The following is a 22,228-nucleotide window of genomic DNA, read 5'->3' as shown; positions in this document are numbered from 1 at the left end:
GGTTTATTGAAAAAACTGGATCACTTAAGCCAAATTAATTATCTTTGCCCAAATCCACCCAAACGATGCAAAATCTTACGTTGCTCGACGGTCAGAAGTTTCAGATAACTATACAACGCCTTTGCAGGCAATTGATCGAAAATCATAACGACTTTTCTAATTCTGTAATTATTGGTATTCAGCCACGTGGCATATTCCTGGCTAAACGCATTGCCGAGGAGCTTCGCAAGATACTTCCCGGTCAAACCATATTACAGGGCGACTTAGATATCACCTTCTACCGCGACGATTTTCGCCGCCGCGAACAATTATTGCCAAATCAAACCCGTATCGACTTTATTACCGAAGGAAAAAAGGTAATAATGATGGACGATGTACTTTGGACAGGCCGTACCATCCGCGCTGCTATGGACGCTTTACAGGCGTTTGGCCGACCGGAAAAAGTAGAACTGTTGGTACTGGTTGACCGCCGCTATTCGCGCCATTTACCGGTAGCAGCAGATTACACAGGCATTGAGGTTGATTCTATTGCATCTCAAAAGGTAGTGGTTAGCTGGAAAGAAGCAGATGCGGAAGATAAAATTACACTGGTTACTGAAGAGAAGCAGTAGCACAAAAAATATCGAACACTGAATGAATGTCATTCTGAACGCAGTGAAGAATCTTCTTAGATAATAAGTGTTAAAAGATTTCTCCTACCGTCGCAATGACAATTAATATAAACCGACATTGCGAGGTACGAAGCAATCCCCGATTAAACATTTATATATAAAGTTTAGGATTGCTTCGTACCTCGCAATGACGGAAAGGGAAAAATAAATTCAACAAATGGGACTTAGCACAAGGCATTTATTAGGCATTAAAGATTTGAATGCAGACGACATTCAACTGATTTTTGAAACGGCCGATACGTTTAAATCGGTATTGAACAGGCCAATTAAAAAAGTGCCTTCGCTGCGCGATGTTACCATTGCCAACATCTTTTTTGAAAATTCTACCCGTACGCGTTTATCATTTGAACTGGCCGAACGCCGCCTGTCTGCCGATGTGGTCAACTTTGCAGCCTCTTCTTCATCGGTAAGTAAAGGTGAAACCCTGATTGATACCGTGAACAACATTCTGGCCATGAAGGTGGATCTGGTGGTGATGCGCCATCCCTATGCCGGTGCAGGCATATTTTTATCAAAACACGTAAAAGCACAGATTGTAAACGCCGGCGACGGTGCGCATGAGCATCCTACCCAGGCACTGCTTGATGCTTTTTCTATCCGCGAGAAATATGGCGATGTTGCCGGTAAAAAAGTGGTAATAGTTGGCGATATCCTTCACTCGCGTGTGGCGCTGTCAAACATACTTTGCCTTAAACAATTAGGTGCCGAAGTAATGGTTTGTGGCCCTACTACGTTGATACCAAAATATATTGGTTCATTAGGCGTAAAGGTTGAGCACGACCTGATCAAAGCCCTTAACTGGTGTGATGTAGCCAATATGTTGCGTATACAGTTAGAGCGCCAGGACATTAAATACTTCCCGTCATTGCGCGAATACAGCATGCTTTATGGGTTAAATAAAGACATCTTAGATTCGCTGGATAAAGAAATCACCATTATGCACCCCGGCCCTATCAATCGCGGTGTGGAAATCACCAGCGATGTAGCCGACAGCAAGCAGTCCATCATTTTAGACCAGGTTGAAAACGGCGTTGCTATACGTATGGCCGTGCTTTATCTATTGGCAGGACAACCAGCATAAACTATAACCCTGAACCCCTAAAGGGGAGTTTTACATATACGCTTAACGAAGAAGTCCCGTTTGATTGTCAAACGGGACTTCTTCGTTTTATTAATCCTACCCTTCAGGCGTTGGGGTATTTATTCACCATCATCATCGCCTTTAGTGGCTGGCTTATCTCTTAAAGGCATACCGTCGCGGATTTCGTCGGTGCCTTTGGTAAGTATCTTATCACCGGCTTTAAGTCCGGCACCAAACACCTCTATTTTATCGCTGCCAGCAATACCCGGATTAACATCTATCCATTTTGCATGGTGCGTATCGTCAACCTTTATCACAAATACCTTTTCGGTAGAGCGTATCACTGCATTTTTAGGAAGTATGAAAGTGCTATCGCGGGACGGCAGCGGTACAGTTACCTCGGCAGACATACCCGGTAAAAGCACCTTATCTTTATTGTATACATCCATTTCCAGGTGTTCTGCGCGTAAACGCGGATCTAATGCCCCAGATAAACGCACTACCCTTGCAGTAAAGGTACGGCCAGGCATAGATCGTACGTTAAACTTAACCTCGTCTTTATTATTTAATCCGGCTGTATAAGCTTCTGGAATAGAAACAATCAAACGCATTTTGTTCTGCTGCTGTAATACTAATAAAGGCAGATCAGAACCTTTGCCCGATGGGCCTACGTATGCCCCTATGTTGACGTTACGCGCGGTTATTACACCATCAAACGGTGCACGTATCTGCAAATAATCAAAGTTTGCGGTAACCTGTTTGTAGAATGACTTAGCGGCTTCAACATTTGCATAATCGGCATCTTTACGGGCAGCGGCCTGGTCAATGTCGTTTTGTGCAATAGTACCCGGTGTTTTGGCTGTATTTACCAAACGGTCGTAATTAGCTTTGCTTGCCAGGAAAATCGCTTGCTGCTGTGCAATGCGCGCTTTAGCTTCTGCCAACTGCGAATTAACTTCAGGCGCATCTAACATCACTAATAGCTGTCCTTTGTGCACTTCAGAACCAACGTCAACCAATAGTTGCTTTACGTAGCTGTTGGTTTTGGCATAAAGGTCTACCTGCTGAAACGGTGCAAGCTCGCCCGGAACCTGTATTACTGATGACAGCTTCCCTTTTTCCAGTACAGTAGTTTCAACAGAAGGCGTGTCAACCGACGCTTCCTGCTGCTCCTGTGCCTGTTCTTCTTTTTCCTTTTCTTTTTTATCTCCACAGCTTGACAAAGCCAGGCCGCAAACGGTTAAAGCCAATAAGGTTCTTGAAACTTTAACCGGTAATTTTAATGCTGTAGTTTTCATTTTTATATCTACTGATAAGTATCAGGGTTGACTGCTGTTAATTAATGTGTTTCAGGATGATCGAGGTGTAACTTTGCGCCTTCTTCGTGGGTTAAAGGAACATAAAACTTGCTCTCTTTATCCTCCGGATCTAAAGATACAGATTGCGTAGTGGCTTTGCCCTGCACCCATGCAAAGATCAATGGTAGTACAAGTAATGCAGCAAAGGTTGATGCAAACAAACCACCGATAACTGCACGGCCAAGCGGCGATGTCTGGTCGCCCCCCTCGCCTAAGCCTGATGCCATTGGTATCATACCCACCATCATGGCCAAACTGGTCATCATGATTGGCCTTACACGCAATGCTGCGGCTTCACGTGCGGCTTGCAACGCATTACCGTTATATTTCCGTATTTCTTCCGCGTTGGAGATCAATAGCACCGAGTTGGATATAGATACCCCCACCGACATAATCATACCCATATACGATTGCAGGTTAAGCGTGGCACCTGTGATTTTCACTAATAATATAGAACCGAAGAGTACGGCAGGTACAGTTGACAATACTACCAATGCTACTTTGAAAGACTGGAAGTTGGCGGTAAGCATCAGGAAGATTACCACAATGGCAACCAATAAACCTGTTTGCAAACTACCTAAAGTATCATCAAGCGTTTGGGTTAAACCACGGGCAGTAATTGTCAAACCACGTGGTAGTTTACCTAATGATGCTATGGCTTTCTGCACATCGTCTGATGCGGTACCTAAATCTGTTTTATGCAGGTTAGCGGTAACCGTAAGCATCGGGATAGCACCAATATCGTCGTTCTCACCGAAAGTGGTTCCCTGTTTAATATCGGCAACGTCGCCAAGTACCGGGCGCGGTTGGTTGCTCATAATCGGGATTTCTTTAATAGAATTGATGCTCGCCATCTGGTACTCTGGCACCTCTACCTGTACGTTATAGCTCAACCCTACTTTTTCATCAAGCCAAACGTTTTTATCCGTAAAACGGGATGATGATGTAGAAGCCGTCATGGAGCGGGTAACATCTGTAAGCGAAACGCCAAGCTGGGCTGCACGTACACGGTCAATGTTGATATTTAACGCCGGATAATTAATGGCCTGGCCGATCTGCACATCGCGCAGGTATTTGATCTGTTTCAGCTTATCCATTACCTTAAAGGCATAAGCAACGTTCTGCTTTTTGTTTTTGCTTGAAATAGCAACCTCTACCGGTGTTGGCGATCCTTGGCTCAGAATTTTATCTGTAAGATCTATCGGCTCGAAAGATATCTTCACATCCGGCTGTTCTTTTGCCATCTGCTTGCGGAACTTCTCTTTAAAATCGTCGAGGTTTACTTTATAGTCTTCGGCAAGGTTCACCTGTAAAACGCCTTCCTGCGGGCCAGCCATAAATAAATATATTGGGCTGGTTGAAAATTGCGAAGGATGCTGACCAACAAATGCTGATGTTACAGCAATGTTTTTGCGCCCTACCATATTGTTTAGCATGTGAAGGGTTTTAATCATGATACCTTCAGTACGCTCTAAACGTGTACCATCAGGCGCACGCAGCCTTACCTGGAAGGTGCCCGAATTTACCTTTGGTAATACATCGCGACCCGTAACACTTAATATCAGGAATGCGAGTCCAAGTGCTCCCACAATGTATAATATACTGATCAATTTACGATTAGGTAACATGCGGTCCATCAGTTTCAGATAGCCTGCCCTGAATTTGTCAAACTTACTGTTTGATTCCGCGGCTTTCTTTTCCGCCAGTTTCATGGCGCGTTCTTTCTGCTCAGCATGTCCTCCCTCATCCTCCATAGCATATCCATCGGCATGGCTATGATCTTCATGATCGTTCTTCATCAGCCAGTTGGCCATTACCGGTACAAAGGTTTGTGCCAGTAAGTAAGATGTGATCATAGAGAAACCAATAGCAAGCGCCAGCGGCAGGAACAACGCACCTGGTATACCCTTCATGGTAAAGGCCGGGGCAAACACCGCAAGGATACAAAACAGGATGAGCAACTTAGGAAAGGCAATTTCCTTACAGGCATCCCAAATAGCTAATGCCTTTGGCTTACCCATATCAAAGTGCTGGTGAATATTCTCAATTGTTACCGTGGATTCATCCACCAAGATACCAATAGCCAGGGAAAGCCCGCTCAGCGTCATGATGTTAATGGTTTGATGAAAAAGCGACAGAAACAAGATACCTGACACGATAGATGCAGGGATAGTTAAAATTACAATCAATGCACCACGACGGTCACCCAAAAACAGTAATACCATTAAGCCGGTAAGTACCGCACCGATAGCGCCTTCTTCGGCCAAACTTTTTACAGCATTGATTACATAGGTAGACTGGTCGAACTCATAAGATAACTTAACATCGGCTGGCAAAAGCGCCTGGAAACGCGGGATTGCTTTCTTCAGATTCTGTACAACCTCCCATGTAGATGCATCAGCAGATTTGGTAATCGGCAGATAAACCGAACGCTTACCATTAACCAATGCATAACTGCTGGTAATATCGGCACCGTCTTCAACTGTTGCTACATCGCGCAGGAATAGTGTTTGGATCCCATTGCGATAGATCGGGATATCACCAAATTCAGGGATTTTTTTGATAGATGTGTTTGCAGGCGTTACGTAGTTGATATCACCAATACGTACGTTACCTGCGGGGGTATTCTGATTATTGTCGCGTATGGCGGCAACAATCTGATCGGGCGTTAAATTATGCGAACGCAACAGGCTTGGATCAACCTTTACCACTACCGTACGCGTATTACCACCAAACGGAGCCGGAGCAACAAGGCCGGGAACTGATGTAAACGACGAACGGACATAAATATTTGCCATATCCAGCAATTCGTTATTTGTCCGTTTGGGGCTGCTAAGTACCAGCTGGCCAACAGGCAGCGTGGACGCATCAAAGCGGAGTATAAATGGCGGCTGCGTACCTGGCGGAAAAATGGCCTGGGCCCTGTTGGTATAGGCCGTCACCTCCGCGGCGGCCTGGGCCATATTAGTCCCTTCGTAAAAGGTAAGCTTTATCAACGTTAAGCCCGAAATGTTACGGGTTTCAATGCTTTTTACACCCGACACATAAAGCAGTAAGTTAACGTATTGCTTACCGAAGTATGATTCCATCTGGTCTGCTGTGTAACCACCAAATGGATGCGAAACATAGATCACCGGAAGGTTCAGATCCGGGAAAATGTCAATTTTGATACTGCGCACCGCATTAAGCCCGAAGAAGAACAGACCGGCAACAAGTACCAGTACTGTAATTGGTTTCCGCAGTGCGCCCTTAATTAATCCCATTTTTATATTGTATGTAGGTAAAAATTACAAGTTGTTAATGAATACGCCGAAATCGCCGGTTGCTGCCGCCTTAAACAGGATAGCCTGCCATACATTGTTGTAGGCAATATCACGGTCTATCTGTGCACGGTTTAAAGTGTAAAGCGCCTGTGTAAAATCAACGATGTTCGATAAGCCGTTTTTATACAGAGTGCTTTTTTGCAGGTAAGCATCGCTGGCGGCCTTTACCTCTACCGGTGCTTCATTATAATTTTTAAGCGAGTTAGCGATTCGTGTCTCCGCAAGAACGCTTTGATCCTGCAATTGCTGGCTGATTAAATTATAATCATCTTTAAGTTGCAGTGAAGTATACTTCTGAGACTTTACCAGGTAATGCGTACGGAAAACACTTGTAAAGTTCCACACTACGCCCACACCTAATAAATAGTTAAAGCGGGTGGGGTCAACACCCGAACCATAGCTGCTGGTGTAATCACTTACATTGGAAGCAATATCTGATTTAAAGCCTGATCCCCTGCCCTGGTAAACACCAAATAAACTAAAAGTAGGCAAAGCTTGCTTGCTATAGTATTTTGCCTGGCTATCGCTTACGCCTATACGGCTTTGATAGTATTTAAGCAAAGGATGATTTTCTAAGCTAATAGCCGGCTGCGGATCGGTAATTTTGGGGATACCGGTTACAAAGGCGCTATCCAGCAGATAACCTTGCGGAGGCAATCCCAGGTACTGAGCCAACTGATTGCTCTGATTGGATTCTGTTTGCTGTGCATTGGTGAGCGCAATTTTGGCGTTCGATACTTCGGCATTGGCTAAAGAAGAATCGACACCCGGATTTAAACCGTTTGACACACGGGCCACCACTACACGACGCAATTCCTGCGCTCGGTTCAGGTTATCCTGCTGTGATTTGACGATGCGTTGCGCGGCAAGCAAATTAAGGTATGCAGATGCCACACGTACCTCATGCTGGAAAAGTTCCTGGTTGTAATCGTTCTGATCGCGGACTACAACATTTTTCTGTACGCCGATCTTGTCTTTGGCGCGGCCAAAAGCAAAGAAATCCCAGTTAATATTAGCCAGGTACAAAGCGCCAAAAGCGGCATTCCAGTTTTGATTAGGTAGTGCAGGGCCCGAAGATGCCACACTTAGGCCACGATAGCCATAAAGCGGGCCGTTTGTACCATTGATGGTACCATAATCCTGTTGGCCGGATAAATTAAGATCGGGAAGATACTCTGTACGTGTTTCGCTTAAGTAAGCCTTTGAGGCATTCAGCTGATTTGCTTTAGCTTTAATTGCCGGATAGTTCTCAAGCCCTATACGTACTGCATCTTTCATGCTCAAAGCCTGCTGAGCATACCCGTTAATACTAAATAGTAAAATTAATACAGTAAAGGTACTGCGGACATAATAGTTATTCAACATGGAGCAGCGTGTAAAAGAGATATGCAAATCTAAATGTTAACCACAAGATTTTTTGCATTAATCCTCTTTACTTCGCTCTTAAATTGAAATATCTGTGTAAAAATATTGTGTCATGTTGACATTATAATAACTTTACATACTTATAAGTCATTAAATGTTTCTGATTTTAACTTTCAAGCAAGCTTTTATCCAACTTTCACAATTTTATTCGATACTCCTATTGCACTTGTCAGCGCTGCCTCAACTGTCCCCATTGATGGGCCCTCATACAGGTATTCGCCCGTAAAAAAAATCGTTTCCTCAACCGGCTGGCTAAGCATTGCGCGGGATTTATATGCTTCGACAGTATCATAGGCATACGCCCCCCTTGTAAAGGGATCAGCCGTCCAGTTGACAATGTATCTTGCCACCAGCTTATTCTTTAAATCATCAATACTCATACGGAAGATATTGGAAAGCGACACCATCGCCATTTCAAATAATTCATCGTCGCTATAATCTTTATAGGCTCTTGCAGGCGGCCCGCCCAGCCAGCCTGTTAACGTGGGCTGGTGCATGGGTGCTTGTGTCCACCAGGTAGGTACCTTTTCTTCAGAGAATAGAAAAGCCATGTTAGTCAGATCTTTCCCATCGGCATGTTCCCAAAATGCTTCATTAAACCTTAATAGCACTTTTATAATAGCGCCAAAACCTAATTGGTTGATAGCTGTCTGATGCTTTTGGATTGAGGGTGAGATTTTAATACTCCCTTTTTCGCCTTCGGACAATTGCAAAATGCCCAGTGGCAAAGCGATTACCAGTTTATGAGCATGATAGGTTTCGCCATAAATGGTTTTCACAGTTACATCATTCGCTTTCCAGTGTATTGCCGTTACCTCTGCATTTAATACCAGTTTTCCGCCGTTTGCTTTAACCTGGTTAACCAGGTAACTGATCATCGTACAATAGCCGGTATCGGGCCGGTGCTGCGCACCTTCGTCCTCGTTTTGCCATTCTTCGCGCAAAGCAAAAGTACTGGCCTCGTCAGGATCGGCAGTATCATAACCTGCTACAAACTGCCGGATCGATTTCTTCATGGCATCATATTTTTCATTAGGGAAACGCTCTGACAGAAACTGATTAATGCTTATGTCCTCTTTTATACTTTGCAACTCGTCCATCAGTTTATCCCACCCTTCAATCTGCTCATCTTCCTGTGTTAAACGACCGTTTTTAAGCCGCCACATTTCGCCGCCTGCCGGGGAATAGGTTATGCCCGCTTCTTTAAACAAATTGAGTGTTACCGGCAGATCGCCATGTACAAACTCGGCACCCAACTCGGCTTTATTAAAGAAAGAGGCATCTTCGAGCGTGTGGATACGCCCGCCGGTACGGCCTCGTGCTTCCAGAACAGTTACCTTTTTGCCTGATTTTGAAAGCTGATATGCTGCCATTAAACCCGATGCACCCGCACCAATAATAATGATGTTTTCCATAAAGAATTTATACCTACAAAGTATCTATACGACTATGATGCGCCATCAACATAAAGAAAAAGCCGCCCCAAAAGTTTGGAAGCGGCCTGTATTTAAAAGTGATTGTTTTTTACTTAACTGCTAATGGCAATGCCAACGTTTGCTTTTCAACGTTCCAGCCGTCAACCAAAATGGTTGGGTTTGCTATACCTAACTTAGCAACAGGCGCACTTACATTTATCGTAATGGTTTCATGCGGGGCCAAGGTAAAATAACTTGCCGACCAATAGCTTGGCATTACTTCCTCACCGTTTTTTATTAACTGCGGGCGAACGAAAAATGCAATCTGATTGGTGTTATTGGTTAACTGTACCGTCCAGGCATTTTGGGTAACTCCCTTAATACCTTTCAATACCTTAGCCGTTACCTGCGTTTGCTTCATTTTGTTAAGCGGGGTAAGGTCATTATTTGGCGCCATCCAGTAGGTATTGTGCGATACTACCTTCCCGGCTGCATTACGCAGGTTAAGCACTACAAAACTTACACCTTTTTGCGCTGCAAGCACATCTTTAAGCGGGATCACTTTTTGAACACCTTCTTTAGCTAAACCCAAATGTTCAAGATGGATATTTTTAACCAGGCGGCTATTGATGTCATAAACGGCAGCATCGGCACTTAACATCCCTGTTGCATGGTGCGTACGGTTAATGACAGCCACGGTCGAATCATTCTGATTTAACTGAATATGCACCGGCTCAACTGCATTTTGCATCGCGTAATAACCTGCGTTTGGTTCAAGGTACCAGTCATAGATCTGCCATGCTACACTTGGGAAAGCCGCATTCAGTTTCCACAGCATAATCCCGCCTGTTTCGGTTAAACGGCTCCCGGCTGCTTCAAATATCCCCTGGTAACCTACCCAGTTCATTAGCTGCATTTTATCCGAAAACTCCACAATATCTGTTGGCTGGCCATAACGCTCAGCCATTTCTTCATAATACTTGCTGTACATGGCCGCACCCTCGGCAGCATCGTGATAACCCCAGCTATTATTCAACGGAAAAGGCAATTTTTTATCCCAGGTAAGATTAGGGATAATTTTAGGCAACGTGGTATAAGGCGGCTGCGAAGGGATACCGGTTTCATCCTTAAACACCCAGTCGTGCTGCAGATCTGCCAGCTTATAATATTCTTTAGGATCTTTCCATGCATACGGGCCGCCGCTGTAAACGCCTGCGTCCATATTATCCGGCCATGATTTATCCCAGTCGGCAGGTAAATGCGCGTGCCCCGAAGAACACGGGATAAAAGGGCGTGTACCATCCAGCTGTATCACATTGTTGCGCATGGCATAGTATAGCTCTTTACGCGCATGGCCTTCGTTACCACCCGTCCAAACTAACAAACTTGGATGATTACGCACCCGCAATATGGTGCTGACCACGTTATTAATAAATACCTTGCTTTCGAGTGGATAATCAGGCGAACCCTTGAACTCACCTTGCGTATCGCCGGTAATCCAGAAATCAGACCATACCATTAAACCATATTTATCGGCAGCATTCCAAAACGCATCCGGCGGAGTAACGCCACCGCCCCATATACGAACCAGGTTAACGTTAGCATTGCGACATAAGTGCATTTCGTAATCATACCTGGCCGAATCACGGTTCACCATCATATCCGGCACCCATGCTCCACCATTCAGATGCACACGCTGGCCGTTCACAAAAAATTCGCGACGTACATATTCATTTACAGTGGTAGCCTTAGTGCTAACCGTGCGAATGCCAAATACAAAAGTAGTATCATCAGCAATGCCTCGGGCATCAGCATATTGTAAGCGTATCCTATATAAATTAGCCCTGCCATAGCCATTAGGCCACCATAAATGCGGCTTGCTGATTAAAAGCTGGCTTATTTTATCTGCATTAAGTGAAACACCTGCAGATGAGCTTCCGCTTACTGAAACAGCCTGCGTAAACTGAACGGATTTGCCTGCAAAGTTTTCAGGTTTTATGGTCACCATCAGTTTACCTTTTGACAATGACGCGGCATGGTTATCCAGCGTAAGCTTTAATGATAGCTTAGCGACACTGGTATCGGGCAACTTAGGCAGATCAGTTACCAGTTTTGGATGTGCGATGGTAACCCCACCGGTAGTACGTAAATAAACCGGCTGCCAGATCCCCATATTACGGTCGCGCACCGGAGGGATCCAGTCCCATCCTACTGAACATAACATCGTCACATTTTTGCCGATATCCCCCGTTGGGCCGCCATTTAAATAAAATGGCCCCATTGCATCCAATTGTTCTTTATCAGGCAGGCCCGGGTAATCCAGCGGATATATTTTTACAGCAAGTGCATTGGTTTGACCTGCTTTTACCTGTTTGGTAACATCCAGACTATATTCGGCAAACATACCAGCCATTTGCGTTGAATCGGCAGCCTGCTTACCGTTAACCCATACGGCTGCACGGTAATTAATGCCCTTAAAAATCAATTGAAAGGTTTTTCCTTTATCGCCCGCAGGTACTGTAAAGGTGGTGCGGTACCAGTATGGCTTTTTCCATGGATTGGCTTCACCTGCCAGGTGCGAATACTGTTCGAGATTATATTGCTTATTAAAATCATCCGAAGCATCAGGGATATACATATTATTCATTCCATGGTAGGGATCCGGATAAATATGATTAGCCACTAAGCCGGTTAATACCGTTGATGGCACCTTTACGGGAAACCAATAAACAGGTGAATGATAGCTGGCAGATGATAGTTCACTTCCTTTTGCTGAGATCAGCGCCGAAGATTGCAACTGAAAACTGCTTAATTTGATCTGCTTAACTCCCGGAGATTGCGCATTTAAACTGAATGGCAATAGGTATGCAGCCATGCTGCATATAACTGCAAGTAATAATTTTTTCATAAGCACTTAATGATACAAACCTACGCAACAAGGACAGTTGTTGGGTTACGAAGATTTGTCCTTTATATGATACTATTTATTTTTTGTCTTGTTCCGGAGAATAACAATTGGTTCGCTCATATCCCACTGTGGCGTAAAACCTTTCTGGTTAAGCAAGCCCCTCTGGCCAATTGAAAAATTACCCAATACAATATCCTGGTCGCCATCGCCGTCAACATCACCAACATCCATGCAAATCCAGCGGCCCATTTTTTCAACAGGTATGTAATGCGATGTAAAACCAAGCTGCTTAGTTTGTTCGAGATAAGTAAAGCCCTCTTCCGGGTGAAATTTAAAATCGCTGAAGAAACCTATCGCAGCAATATCCAAATCGCCATCGCCGTCAAAGTCGGCAGCCATCGCTTTAGTACAACCATCAATATGGTAAAAGTATTGCTGTTTAAATTTCCAGTTACCCTGGTTGATAAAAATATATACCCCATGATATGGTTTCAAAACACGCGAGTAATCGCTGTTATCACCGCTGGTATATAGAATATCCAGCTTACCATCATGGTTAAAATCTACCAACTGAAAGCTGCTTGAGCCATAAATCGGAGGAAAGCGTAATATCGTTTTTTCGGTAAAGCCTCCCTTATGGTCGTTCAGGTACATACGGATACCTTCGTCGGCCTGTGCGTAAAGGCAAATCACATCCGGCCAGCCATCATTGTTATAGTCGCCTGTGGTAAGCTGCGTGCCACCGGGCAAGGCCCGCATTACATGCTTAGTAAATTTATTCCCCGGATGCTGTTCAACGTAGTACAATGCTCCCCTGTCATGCCCGAAACCGCATACCACATAATCAGGCAAACCATCCTTGTTAAAATCGGCGGTTACGGTTTGCACAGGGCGAGGCAAGCTATTGGTTATCACAACCGGCTGCTGTTTTTTACCGGCTGATAAATTGTATTCCTGAATTTTCCCTTTTGATTCGTCCGTTGGCATGATCTGGCCAATTGTTGTTAAAACAGCTACATTATCATTCCCACGCTTAACAAACTGGGCACCTGTAACCGGAGATCCAAAAGTATTTAGCAAGGTCGATTGAGCATTGGCAGTCCAACTGTAGAAACCATTTGCACCATCGCCACTATAGAGCTGGTGATTTATAGAATCAACCGCTACCATGCAAGTCATGGCCGTTGTTTGCTTATTTACGTTTTTAGGGCGTACCGCTGTAAATACTGCCCAATCGCGCAGTGGCTGTACGTCTTGCTTGGGAATAATTAATGAGTCTGGTGCATTTTTAAGATACCATTCTGTAATTTTTGCCCACTCTGCAGTTGATATGGTAGATTGCTTATCGGCAAAGTATTGGCCCATATAATCCTGTAGCCCCAGTTGCTTGGCCATTGCTGGCAAAATACCTTGCTTCCAGCTTCCTTTATCGGCAAGCTTTGGCTCGGGCAGCATGTGGCACCTGGTACAATATTGGGTTGCAAGTGTCCTGCCATCTGCTATCTGAAAAGCTTTTGTTTGATCCTGGTTATGGCAGCCATAAAAACTAACTACACCTACCGTTAAAAGGCCGGTCAAAACGCCTATCAAGGTGATTTTATTTTTAGAAGGCGCGGTCATCCTTTTCACAGGTAGAAATTTCATAGGTATTATTTTTTAGTTTGGTTGAGCAGTACGATAAAGGGTATCCGGGCATTATCATTTAAATTCTTGTTGGTTTCGATAGTTAAACCTTTGCTGTAATTCCCTAAAACTACATCGGGCTTGCCATCACCATTTATATCATTTACATCCATGCTAAACCAGCGGCCATACTTGCTTACAGGCGCAGCATGCGGTTTAAAGTACATGTTGCTATACTGCTCAAAATACACAAAGCTTTCTGCCGGATTATTTTGCAGATCGGCAAAGAAAGCACTGGTGGCAATATCAATATCCCCGTCGCCATCAAAATCTGCAGCAATGGCTTTTGTACAACCATTGATAGGATAAAAATAAGCTTGCTTAAACTTCCAGTTACCCTGGTTTAAAAAGATGTATAAACCATGATACGGTTTTAAGATACGGGAGTTGCGATAATTATAGCCGGCGGTGTAAATAATATCCGGCTTGCCATCGTGATTGACATCAACCAACTGAAAACTTGATGAGCCATACACCGGTGGAAATCTAAGCAACGATTGCTCCTTGAAACCGCCTTTGTGGTCATTCAAGAATAAGGAGATGCCTTCGTCGCCTGACCCAAACAGGGCAATGATGTCCTGCCAGCCATCATTATTATAATCGCCAACGGTTACCTGTACTGCCCCAGCCTGTTTTTTCACTTCCATACGGCTATAGGAATGATCTGCATTTTGTTTCATCCAAAAAATATGGCCGCTTATGTTTCCCTGCGCACATATCACATAATCTGTTAAGCCATCCTTATTAAAATCCCCTGTAGCAGTATAAACAGGCCGCGAAAGATCTGTTTCAATATCTGTTAACTGAGCATTTGGCGATTTCAGATCAAGCTTTAAAACGCGCCCGTTCGGGAAATCCATTGGTTCGAGCTGACCAACGCAAGATATCGCAGCATTGTAACTACCGGCAGCATCCTTATTGATCGACATATCTGCTGCTCCAGAAGGCAGCGAATATTCTTTTTGGATCCTAAGGTACTTACCCCATTTAATTAACTTTTCTATCCCAAAATCACTGGTATAGATGCTATGGCTTGCGGTATCAACTTTTACCATTGAAGTAAAAGCCGAAGCACCTTCAGGTAGCAATGCAGGCATCTGAAGTTGAAACCCTGCCCAATCATTTAACAAAGGCGTGGAACGTTTCTGGCTATCCAGTGCCATTGGTGCAGTGCTTTTATAGTAGGCAACAATATTGCTCCACTCCTGCAAGCTGATACCTACATTGGCAGCACTGTCTCTTTTAAAATAGTCGGATCCATAAGTTGAAATACCTAAATACTTAGCCATCGACGGCAGGGTATGGTATGTCCAAACATCTTTGGTAAGCGCATTAACCGGCACCAATTGGTGGCAGCCGCTGCAATGCTTTTCTGCAAGCGCCTTACCGTCTATAATCGCATTGCCGGTAAGTTTAATTTCTTTTTTATCTGAGGAACTTTGCTGATTACAGGCATTAAACCCTAATGCAGCTACCAGTAAAACAGATAAACCAAGTACATATTTAGATTTTGCAGAAGCCATAAAGATCAATTAGTCAGTTTAAGTTTATTCCAGATATATTCGCCTACTTCATGCCCCTGCACTGCACCCTGGTTTACACTATTGAGATAATGAATACCACCATAAAAACGGCTGATAGAAGTTTCGTCAGAAGCTTTGATAAATGAATCGAAATGCCGCTGCATACTAATATAGCGCAGGTCGCTGGTATCCTGAAAAGCGAAGTTATCACCAAATAAATGTGTTAAAATAGTTGAGGAAGCTGCGCTGATATCACTATGGCCGCTTGGATATTCCGGAAACGGCGGCGTTTGCAGCAGTGGGAGCCAGTTGTGGTCTATTTTATCATTGATCACCGTAACCGGGCGAATATAAGGGTCGAAATATTTATCCTCCCACGAGCAGATAAAGGCATCATACAACGCAATGGCTGTAAGCGCATAAGCCTGCGCTGTTTTCACGGCATCGGCATGTGTTTTTTTACAGGCTATAGCGGTTATACCTATCCAATGGCCACCGGGGGTGATCTTCTTATTGGCGTACATGATATGCCCGGTATGCTGTATCACAAATGGGTTATCGTCCCAATAACGCGCTATCAGTTCTTCATCTTTTGAAAGATGTGTGCATTTATCATAAACCTGCTGCACCTGCTTAAAAAACTCGCTATTTTTGTCCTCGCTGTATTTTGGCGGCGGCGGCAACCTGAACTGTGATGATGAATCCACGGCAAAGGTTTTCATAGTTCCCCAGCAATATTCTACCCCATCAAGATAATCAGGCGGTGTTGGGCGCCATTTACCGGCATCGGTACTGCCTAAAAAGCGTGGCTTTCCACGCGTTTGCGGATAATTATCAACCGCTGCCCGCTTTAATATCAGCTTACCTATGCTGTCCCCAAATGCAGCCGAACGCTCGAAAGTAGAATCGTCAAGGTTGTTCCTGAATTTTTCATAAACCCTTGCTTCGTATTTCTTTAAAGAATCGACCGAGAAGGTTACTTTGTGTGCCACTGTAAAAAAAGCATGGGTAGCAGCTAAAGTAAAATCATACTTCTTTCCTTTCTCCGGTACGGGCGGCTTACCGAAACCCTTAAGCTGAGTAATAAGCGATTTATATTTCGGATCTGTAAAACGAATAGCCTCATAAGCTGCCAATGATGTGTAACCATAAATACGGCTGGCTACCGGCGGCGTAAAAACATCGTATATGATTACCTGCGTTAGCTGGTCTTCATTCTGATGCAGTATTTCGGCAGCATCAATTTTTACAGGGTACTTCTGGTGCGAGCAGCCAAACAATAGGCCTAAAGCTAAAACGGGAACGGCTATCTTTAATAATTTAGGAAGCATCTGTTAGTTAAGTGATATGTTTCTGGTTTGGCCCAGGCTGTTGGTTATTTGCACAGCCGCCATGTTACGCTCAATATTAAAAAATCTGGCTGATTGTGACAAAAACGAAGAACCGTTATAAAACTCCATTTTGGCACTGCTGCCATTTTTATACTTTATACGGGCGCAAATATCTAAAGGCTGCAATGGCACTGTTTTAATCTGCCTGTTTAGTTCAAAAAGTTTCAATGGGCCTAAACGCTGGCTAGCGGCAACAAGATATGCACCTTTAGCATCTCTAAGTTTAACCAGTGCCTTTGCATTACCCGGAATATAAATTCCGCTTTGCAGTATCGACAACGGTTTAAAACCGCCCTTACCATCACCTTTTAGCATTAAACCATTAAAGGCATCGTACCTTCCGCTGGTAACTTCGGTGCCATAATCATTACCACTCATTGCCACATCCAGGTTACCGTCGCCATCAAAATCATCTACCACTATGCCGGATAATTGTGAGATCTGTGCCATTACAGGAAGCGGAACTGCGGTAAACTTGCCGCCACCATCATTTCTTAAATAGCACGACTGGATGTAATTAGCCTTTAACCTGATGGCACCTTTCAGTGCTTCGGGTGCGAACAACTGATCCATGGTAGCTTCGGCGTACGATTTATAGTTTTGGAATTTTATACGCAAACTGATCACCTGTTTAATGGCATCATCGCGGGTGTTAACGGGGTACTCTTTCATCTCCCCATTTTTATCCTTAAAGTACATCGAAGCAAAGGCATCATAGCTGCCGTTATGGTCAACATCGTTTGCAGTCATGTAGACCGGATATTTATCGCTTGCTTTGTAATAAGTGTTTAAGCCAACGTTACCCACTATGTAGTCGATGTCTCCGTCGTGATCAAAATCACCTGAAGCGATGGTATTCCACCACCCTAACTTATCGCTGATACCGCTTTGGCTTGTTACATTTTTAAATTTACCTTTCTCATTTTTCAGGAAGGTAACCGGCATCCATTCACCAGCAAGCACAAGGTCAGGCCAGCCGTCGTTGTCAAAGTCGGTAAATTCAGCATCGCAAACCAAGCCGATGTTTTTAAGTTCTTTGGCAACGGCAGCAGTGACATCTGTAAATTTCACCTTGCCGTTTTTGCTATCATTACGCAAGATCAGGCTTGATACCGGTTTAGGATAATTCCACGGATCAACCCTCCCCGAAACATAAAGGTCAAGGTCACCGTCTTTATCATAATCTATCGCCCTTACACAAAGCTTACTTGTGTAATTAGGCACTATAGCCGATTTATCTTCGGTAAAGTTACCCTTACCATCGTTCAGATAAAACCTGTCGCGATATGGTGCGGAATTGCGGTCGTTAGCATAACCGGCGCCTGCTATATATAAATCAAGGTCACCGTCGCCATCGGCATCAATAAGCAGCAAAGCACCGTCTTTAAAATTATCTGCAATATTTTTTTCCTCCGGATATAACTGCTTTTGCAAAAACTTGCCGTTAGGTTGCTGTAATAAAACCTGCGCCGGGTAACGCGCACTACCGCCGACTATAATATCATCAAGCCCGTCGCCATTTACATCACCCGATGCCATTGCCGGTGTATACTCAGATAGTTTATGGGGTAATAGTTTCTGCACGTTAAAATCCACATAGTCATCATCCTTGTTTTTGTAAGTGATACCTTTTTCGGCAGTTACTTCGGCAAATAACGCTTTAGTATCTGTGACAGGACGATTAAAAGTATATGGCACATGTGCATCCGCCATTTTAACTTTAAGTACCTGATCTGCCTTTACGTTAGTCAATACCTGCTTTTTAAGATTGGGCCAACGCACTACCACAGAATCAAGTTTATCGATCTTCCCTAAGCCGAAATGTGCAAAATTTTGCAGCGTTGATAAATAGCCGCGGTATGGTGTGTTTTCGTAATACTGCTGCTGGCCGTGGTTGTAATATATATTAACCAATGCGCCAAAGCCGTCGATATTTTTGCTATCGCCAACAAAGGCAACCTGCAGGTAATGGTTGCTGCCTTTATCAGCATCATTATCGCGCAGGGTGTTCTTATACACCATAGCTTCATCATTAATGTTATTAATGATCATGTCCATATCGCCGTCACCATCCAAATCGGCATATACAGCGCCATTTGAAAAAGAAGGGACGGTCATTCCCCAATTTTTAGACTCATCTGTAAATTGCAGGTCGCCGTTATTTTTGTAAGCATAATTAGGGATTTTAACTATAGGTATCTGGCTAAGTATTTGTTTAAGCGAAGCTACCTGGTAGGCCTCGTTACGGAAGGTTGTAAAATCATGATCTGTTACATCCCTTGGGTAACCGTTTGTAATGATGATATCGCGGTAACCATCATTATCAAAATCAGTGATCAGCGGGCACCAGCTCCAGTCGGTTTGTGATACACCGCTCAGAAAACCTATTTCGCTGAAAACAGGATGCGCAATGCTATCGCGTTCACCTAAAGACATGCCTTGATTAAGCTGCAAGGTATTGTGCGGATATTGATACTGGTAACCATAGTAATCACTGTTCTGATACATCTGGTATGAGTTTGGCGGCATGAACATCTTTTTACGATAGTTGTCTTCCGGGTTCATGTCCAGTGCGAACATATCCGTAAGGCCGTCATTATTAATGTCCTCAAAATCCTGCCCCATTGCTGTAAGCGATGTATGTTTAAAGTAGCTTTTGGCAGCATCGGTAAATGTACCGTCGTGGTTGTTGATATATAAAATATCGCTGCCTATAAAATCATTGGTGATGTAAATATCTTTCCAACCGTCCTGATTAATATCAACGATGCTGGCCGCATGACCATAGCCTTCGATATTCATCCCGGCTTGTTTAGATACATCTGTATAAACCGGATGGTTTAATGCCGCATTCCAATCGTTTCGGTATAACCGCCCGGTGCTGTGGTATGAACCATCAGTAATTACCGGCCGGTATAAAGTAGGGTTATCATGTAAATCAATCTCGTTCACCGCAAGGTACATATCGAGATCTCCGTCATTGTCATAATCAAAAAAGTACGCCATTGTGGAATGCGCATGTGCATTGAGGCCATACTCAGCAGCCATTTCTTTAAAATGCGGAATACCGGTTTTGTCGTTTCCCTGGTTGATGTACAATAAATTAGTACGTTTTAAAGAATCATTAAGTAATGTGTTGCACACATAAATATCAGGCCAGCCATCATTATTAATATCCACCACAGCCACGCCCCGTGCCCAGCCTCCTTTTCCGGCTACGCCTGCTTTTATGGTGATGTCTTCAAACTTGAAGTCGCCTTTATTAAGGTAAAGTTTATTAGAAACGGCATTGCCTGTAAAATACAGATCGGGCTTGCCGTCTTTATTGAAATCACCCACACCTACCCCACCGCCATTGTATATATTGATAAGCGTTAACGGGTTTAGCGAGTCGGTTTCGGTGATCTGATTTTTAAATTTAATGTTAGAATAACTGGAAGGGATTTGCTGAAAAAGAGTTGCCTTTTTACATGAGAAAACTGTAACCGAAGCAAGAAAGATAATTGCGTATTTAACAAATCTCATTGAAGAAAGATACGGCTAAAAGCATTAAATAAAAATGAGGTGGAGATATAAATCTTCCACCTCATTTTACCCTATTTAATTAATATTTAGGATTTTGTTTTAAACTTCCGTTCTGCAAATCGATCTGATTTTGCGGAATAGGATAAAGCTCGCTTTTACCTGCGGTAAAGGTTGCAGCTTTAATAGTTGGGTTTAGCATAGTAGGGATGCTGGCATCATGTGCAATGTATGCATCAATGGTATTCTTCATATAGTTTGCACCACCCGGGCCGCCATAAAGGGCGTCATAACGTTGCAAATCAAAGAAACGGTGGCCTTCCATACCTAATTCAAGCTTACGCTCAAACCATACAATTTTGCGTGCCTGGTCTTTTGAAGTAAAATTAGCCATAGTATATAAACCAACTTTGTAGTTAGCTGCATACTGCGTATTATCAACAATAGGTTTGCTGGCATCGCCATTGGTATAACCGGTTAAACGGCCTTTTACCCAACCGCTTGTAGTTGCCGCACGTGCACGTACCTGGTTTACATAAGCCATAGCCTGTGCAAGGCTACCCACCTCAACTTCACACTCAGCAGCCCACAATAATACGTCGGCAAAGCGGATCATGTTATAGTTGTTTGAGTTAGATTGGTTTGGAGCCCAGCCATTATAAGTATCGCTGGTTGATGATTGCTGTGCTTTGTAATAAATGTTTTTGATAGGGCTGTAAGGACCACCATTTGGCTGGTCACGTGTCCATGCTGCTCCTGGGTGAGTACCCCAGTCAAGGTATGGAATACCACGACGGCCAACAGACCAGTCAAGGCGTGCATCAACCGGAGTAGTGGTGTCAGGAAAGTAAGTAGCGTCTGTAGCTGCAACACCCTGGTCACTTTTTAAGTCGCTACTGTCAAAGCTATCCAGCAATGGAAGCCCAGTTGTAGGATCTACTTTAAACGAGTTAACAAAGCTGAACGATGGCTGGTAAAAACCGCAGCAGGTAGCCGGGCCACCGCTTGGATAGTTCAACGCATCACCAGCGTTACCATTGAAACCGCTTGAATTATCACCTACAGACATTTGTACAGAAAACACTGCTTCCGGACCATTTTTAGTAGACGGGTTAAAGTTATTGGCAAATGGGCCCAACGCATATTTGGCACCGCTTGAAGTAACACCATTGTTTATCACATCAGCAAGTGCGGTTTTAGCCTGATCATACTTATGATCAAACATGTAAGCTTTCGCTAAAAATGCTTCTGCAGCATACTTATTAGCACGGCCAATTTGAGTTTGGGTGGTTGGAAGAGCAGCTACTGCAGCGCTTAGGTCAGCCTCAATTTTATCCCATATCGGGCCTGGGTTACCTACATTCAGGTTGTTAGCTGTATATGTAACTGTCTCATCAACAAACGGAACGTTTCTCCATATTTTAGCTGCCTCCAGATGGTAAACAGCTCTCAGGAAACGAGCTTCTGCGATAAGCTGTGCTTTATAAGTTGCATCAATTGAACCGTCTGTTACCAGCGGAATTTCGCGTAACACATCATTTGCACGCTGAACGCCGTTGTAAATATTCCTCCACTTGTTAAGAATATAATCATTAATCACACTTACATTGTGCTGCATGATTTCAGCAGCGTAAGGCTGATCGGTAGGGTTTGACCCTTTGTAGGCATCATCAGATGCAATACCGCCAAAGCTCCAGTTACTTACTGTAGTTTGCCATGCATCGCCGGACTGGCCCTGATAAACACCGTCCAAAAGAGAATATGCGCCTATCAATAATCCCTCAACACCTGCCCTGTTTGCAAGCACGTCTTTTGTTAATGTACCGGTAGAAGGCTTATCAAGGTAATTTTTACAAGAGTAAGTTACCGATAGCAGAGCCATTGTACACGGAACTACGATTTTATAGAATTTATTTTTCATGTCTGAT

At 43.9% G+C, this 22,228-nt stretch carries 12 protein-coding genes; 2 read left to right on the top strand and 10 right to left on the bottom strand.

Annotation, left to right across the window (positions count from 1 at the left end; all coding sequences use genetic code 11):
* The first annotated feature begins 65 nt into the window (after positions 1–65).
* Entirely contained in the window at positions 66–611 is a 546-nt protein-coding gene (pyrR, locus tag PQ461_RS06200) for a bifunctional pyr operon transcriptional regulator/uracil phosphoribosyltransferase PyrR (protein ID WP_274302499.1), read from the top strand.
* 217 nt (positions 612–828) lie between these two features.
* Positions 829–1,752, top strand: coding sequence for an aspartate carbamoyltransferase catalytic subunit (locus tag PQ461_RS06195; protein WP_274302498.1), 924 nt, complete (start codon positions 829–831; stop codon positions 1,750–1,752).
* Between the two features lie 119 nt (positions 1,753–1,871).
* On the opposite strand, the gene PQ461_RS06190 is transcribed toward PQ461_RS06195, so the two are convergent.
* From PQ461_RS06190 to PQ461_RS06145, 10 genes are all read right to left on the bottom strand, one after another.
* Positions 1,872–3,050 (bottom strand): efflux RND transporter periplasmic adaptor subunit, encoded by a 1,179-nt coding sequence (locus PQ461_RS06190; protein ID WP_274302497.1) that lies wholly within the window; start codon positions 3,048–3,050, stop codon positions 1,872–1,874.
* Positions 3,051–3,091: 41 nt separating this feature from the next.
* Positions 3,092–6,373: an efflux RND transporter permease subunit gene (locus PQ461_RS06185; protein WP_274302496.1), complete on the bottom strand. Its 3,282-nt coding sequence runs from the start codon at positions 6,371–6,373 to the stop codon at positions 3,092–3,094.
* Between the two features lie 24 nt (positions 6,374–6,397).
* Positions 6,398–7,798 carry a TolC family protein gene (locus PQ461_RS06180; protein WP_274302495.1) on the bottom strand — a complete coding sequence of 467 codons (1,401 nt, stop codon included), beginning with the start codon at positions 7,796–7,798 and terminating at the stop codon, positions 6,398–6,400.
* Positions 7,799–7,983: 185 nt separating this feature from the next.
* Positions 7,984–9,273 carry a flavin monoamine oxidase family protein gene (locus PQ461_RS06175; protein ID WP_274302494.1) on the bottom strand — a complete coding sequence of 430 codons (1,290 nt, stop codon included), beginning with the start codon at positions 9,271–9,273 and terminating at the stop codon, positions 7,984–7,986.
* 109 nt (positions 9,274–9,382) lie between these two features.
* Positions 9,383–12,181 (bottom strand): glycoside hydrolase family 2 protein, encoded by a 2,799-nt coding sequence (locus PQ461_RS06170; protein WP_274302493.1) that lies wholly within the window; start codon positions 12,179–12,181, stop codon positions 9,383–9,385.
* A gap of 72 nt (positions 12,182–12,253) precedes the next feature.
* On the bottom strand, positions 12,254–13,825 hold the full coding sequence (locus PQ461_RS06165; protein ID WP_274302492.1) for an FG-GAP repeat domain-containing protein: 1,572 nt from the start codon (positions 13,823–13,825) through the stop codon (positions 12,254–12,256).
* A 5-nt stretch (positions 13,826–13,830) separates the two neighbouring features.
* The gene (locus PQ461_RS06160; RefSeq protein WP_274302491.1) at positions 13,831–15,387 is read right to left on the bottom strand and encodes an FG-GAP repeat domain-containing protein; all 1,557 of its coding nucleotides are present in this window, start codon (positions 15,385–15,387) and stop codon (positions 13,831–13,833) included.
* Between the two features lie 5 nt (positions 15,388–15,392).
* Complete coding sequence (locus tag PQ461_RS06155) at positions 15,393–16,718, bottom strand: vanadium-dependent haloperoxidase (protein WP_274302490.1); 1,326 nt, start codon at positions 16,716–16,718, stop codon at positions 15,393–15,395.
* Positions 16,719–16,721: 3 nt separating this feature from the next.
* Complete coding sequence (locus tag PQ461_RS06150; protein WP_274302489.1) at positions 16,722–20,303, bottom strand: VCBS repeat-containing protein; 3,582 nt, start codon at positions 20,301–20,303, stop codon at positions 16,722–16,724.
* A 79-nt stretch (positions 20,304–20,382) separates the two neighbouring features.
* Entirely contained in the window at positions 20,383–22,221 is a 1,839-nt protein-coding gene (locus PQ461_RS06145; RefSeq protein WP_274302488.1) for a RagB/SusD family nutrient uptake outer membrane protein, read from the bottom strand.
* Positions 22,222–22,228 lie beyond the last annotated feature (7 nt).

It is taken from the genome of Mucilaginibacter sp. KACC 22063, from assembly GCF_028736115.1.
In the GTDB taxonomy this organism is placed as follows: Bacteria; Bacteroidota; Bacteroidia; order Sphingobacteriales; family Sphingobacteriaceae; genus Mucilaginibacter.
The sequence above is the reverse complement of the archived record's forward strand: the minus strand, read 5'-3'. Positions and strand labels throughout refer to the sequence as shown.

Coding starts and splice junctions, on each gene's coding strand:
- pyrR (WP_274302499.1), top strand. CDS start 66: ATGCAAAATCTTACGTTGCTCGACGGTCAGAAGTTTCAGATAACTATA.
- PQ461_RS06195 (WP_274302498.1), top strand. CDS start 829: ATGGGACTTAGCACAAGGCATTTATTAGGCATTAAAGATTTGAATGCA.
- PQ461_RS06180 (WP_274302495.1), bottom strand. CDS start 7,798: ATGTTGAATAACTATTATGTCCGCAGTACCTTTACTGTATTAATTTTA.
- PQ461_RS06170 (WP_274302493.1), bottom strand. CDS start 12,181: ATGAAAAAATTATTACTTGCAGTTATATGCAGCATGGCTGCATACCTA.
- PQ461_RS06175 (WP_274302494.1), bottom strand. CDS start 9,273: ATGGAAAACATCATTATTATTGGTGCGGGTGCATCGGGTTTAATGGCA.
- PQ461_RS06145 (WP_274302488.1), bottom strand. CDS start 22,221: ATGAAAAATAAATTCTATAAAATCGTAGTTCCGTGTACAATGGCTCTG.
- PQ461_RS06165 (WP_274302492.1), bottom strand. CDS start 13,825: ATGAAATTTCTACCTGTGAAAAGGATGACCGCGCCTTCTAAAAATAAA.
- PQ461_RS06150 (WP_274302489.1), bottom strand. CDS start 20,303: ATGAGATTTGTTAAATACGCAATTATCTTTCTTGCTTCGGTTACAGTT.
- PQ461_RS06190 (WP_274302497.1), bottom strand. CDS start 3,050: ATGAAAACTACAGCATTAAAATTACCGGTTAAAGTTTCAAGAACCTTA.
- PQ461_RS06185 (WP_274302496.1), bottom strand. CDS start 6,373: ATGGGATTAATTAAGGGCGCACTGCGGAAACCAATTACAGTACTGGTA.
- PQ461_RS06160 (WP_274302491.1), bottom strand. CDS start 15,387: ATGGCTTCTGCAAAATCTAAATATGTACTTGGTTTATCTGTTTTACTG.
- PQ461_RS06155 (WP_274302490.1), bottom strand. CDS start 16,718: ATGCTTCCTAAATTATTAAAGATAGCCGTTCCCGTTTTAGCTTTAGGC.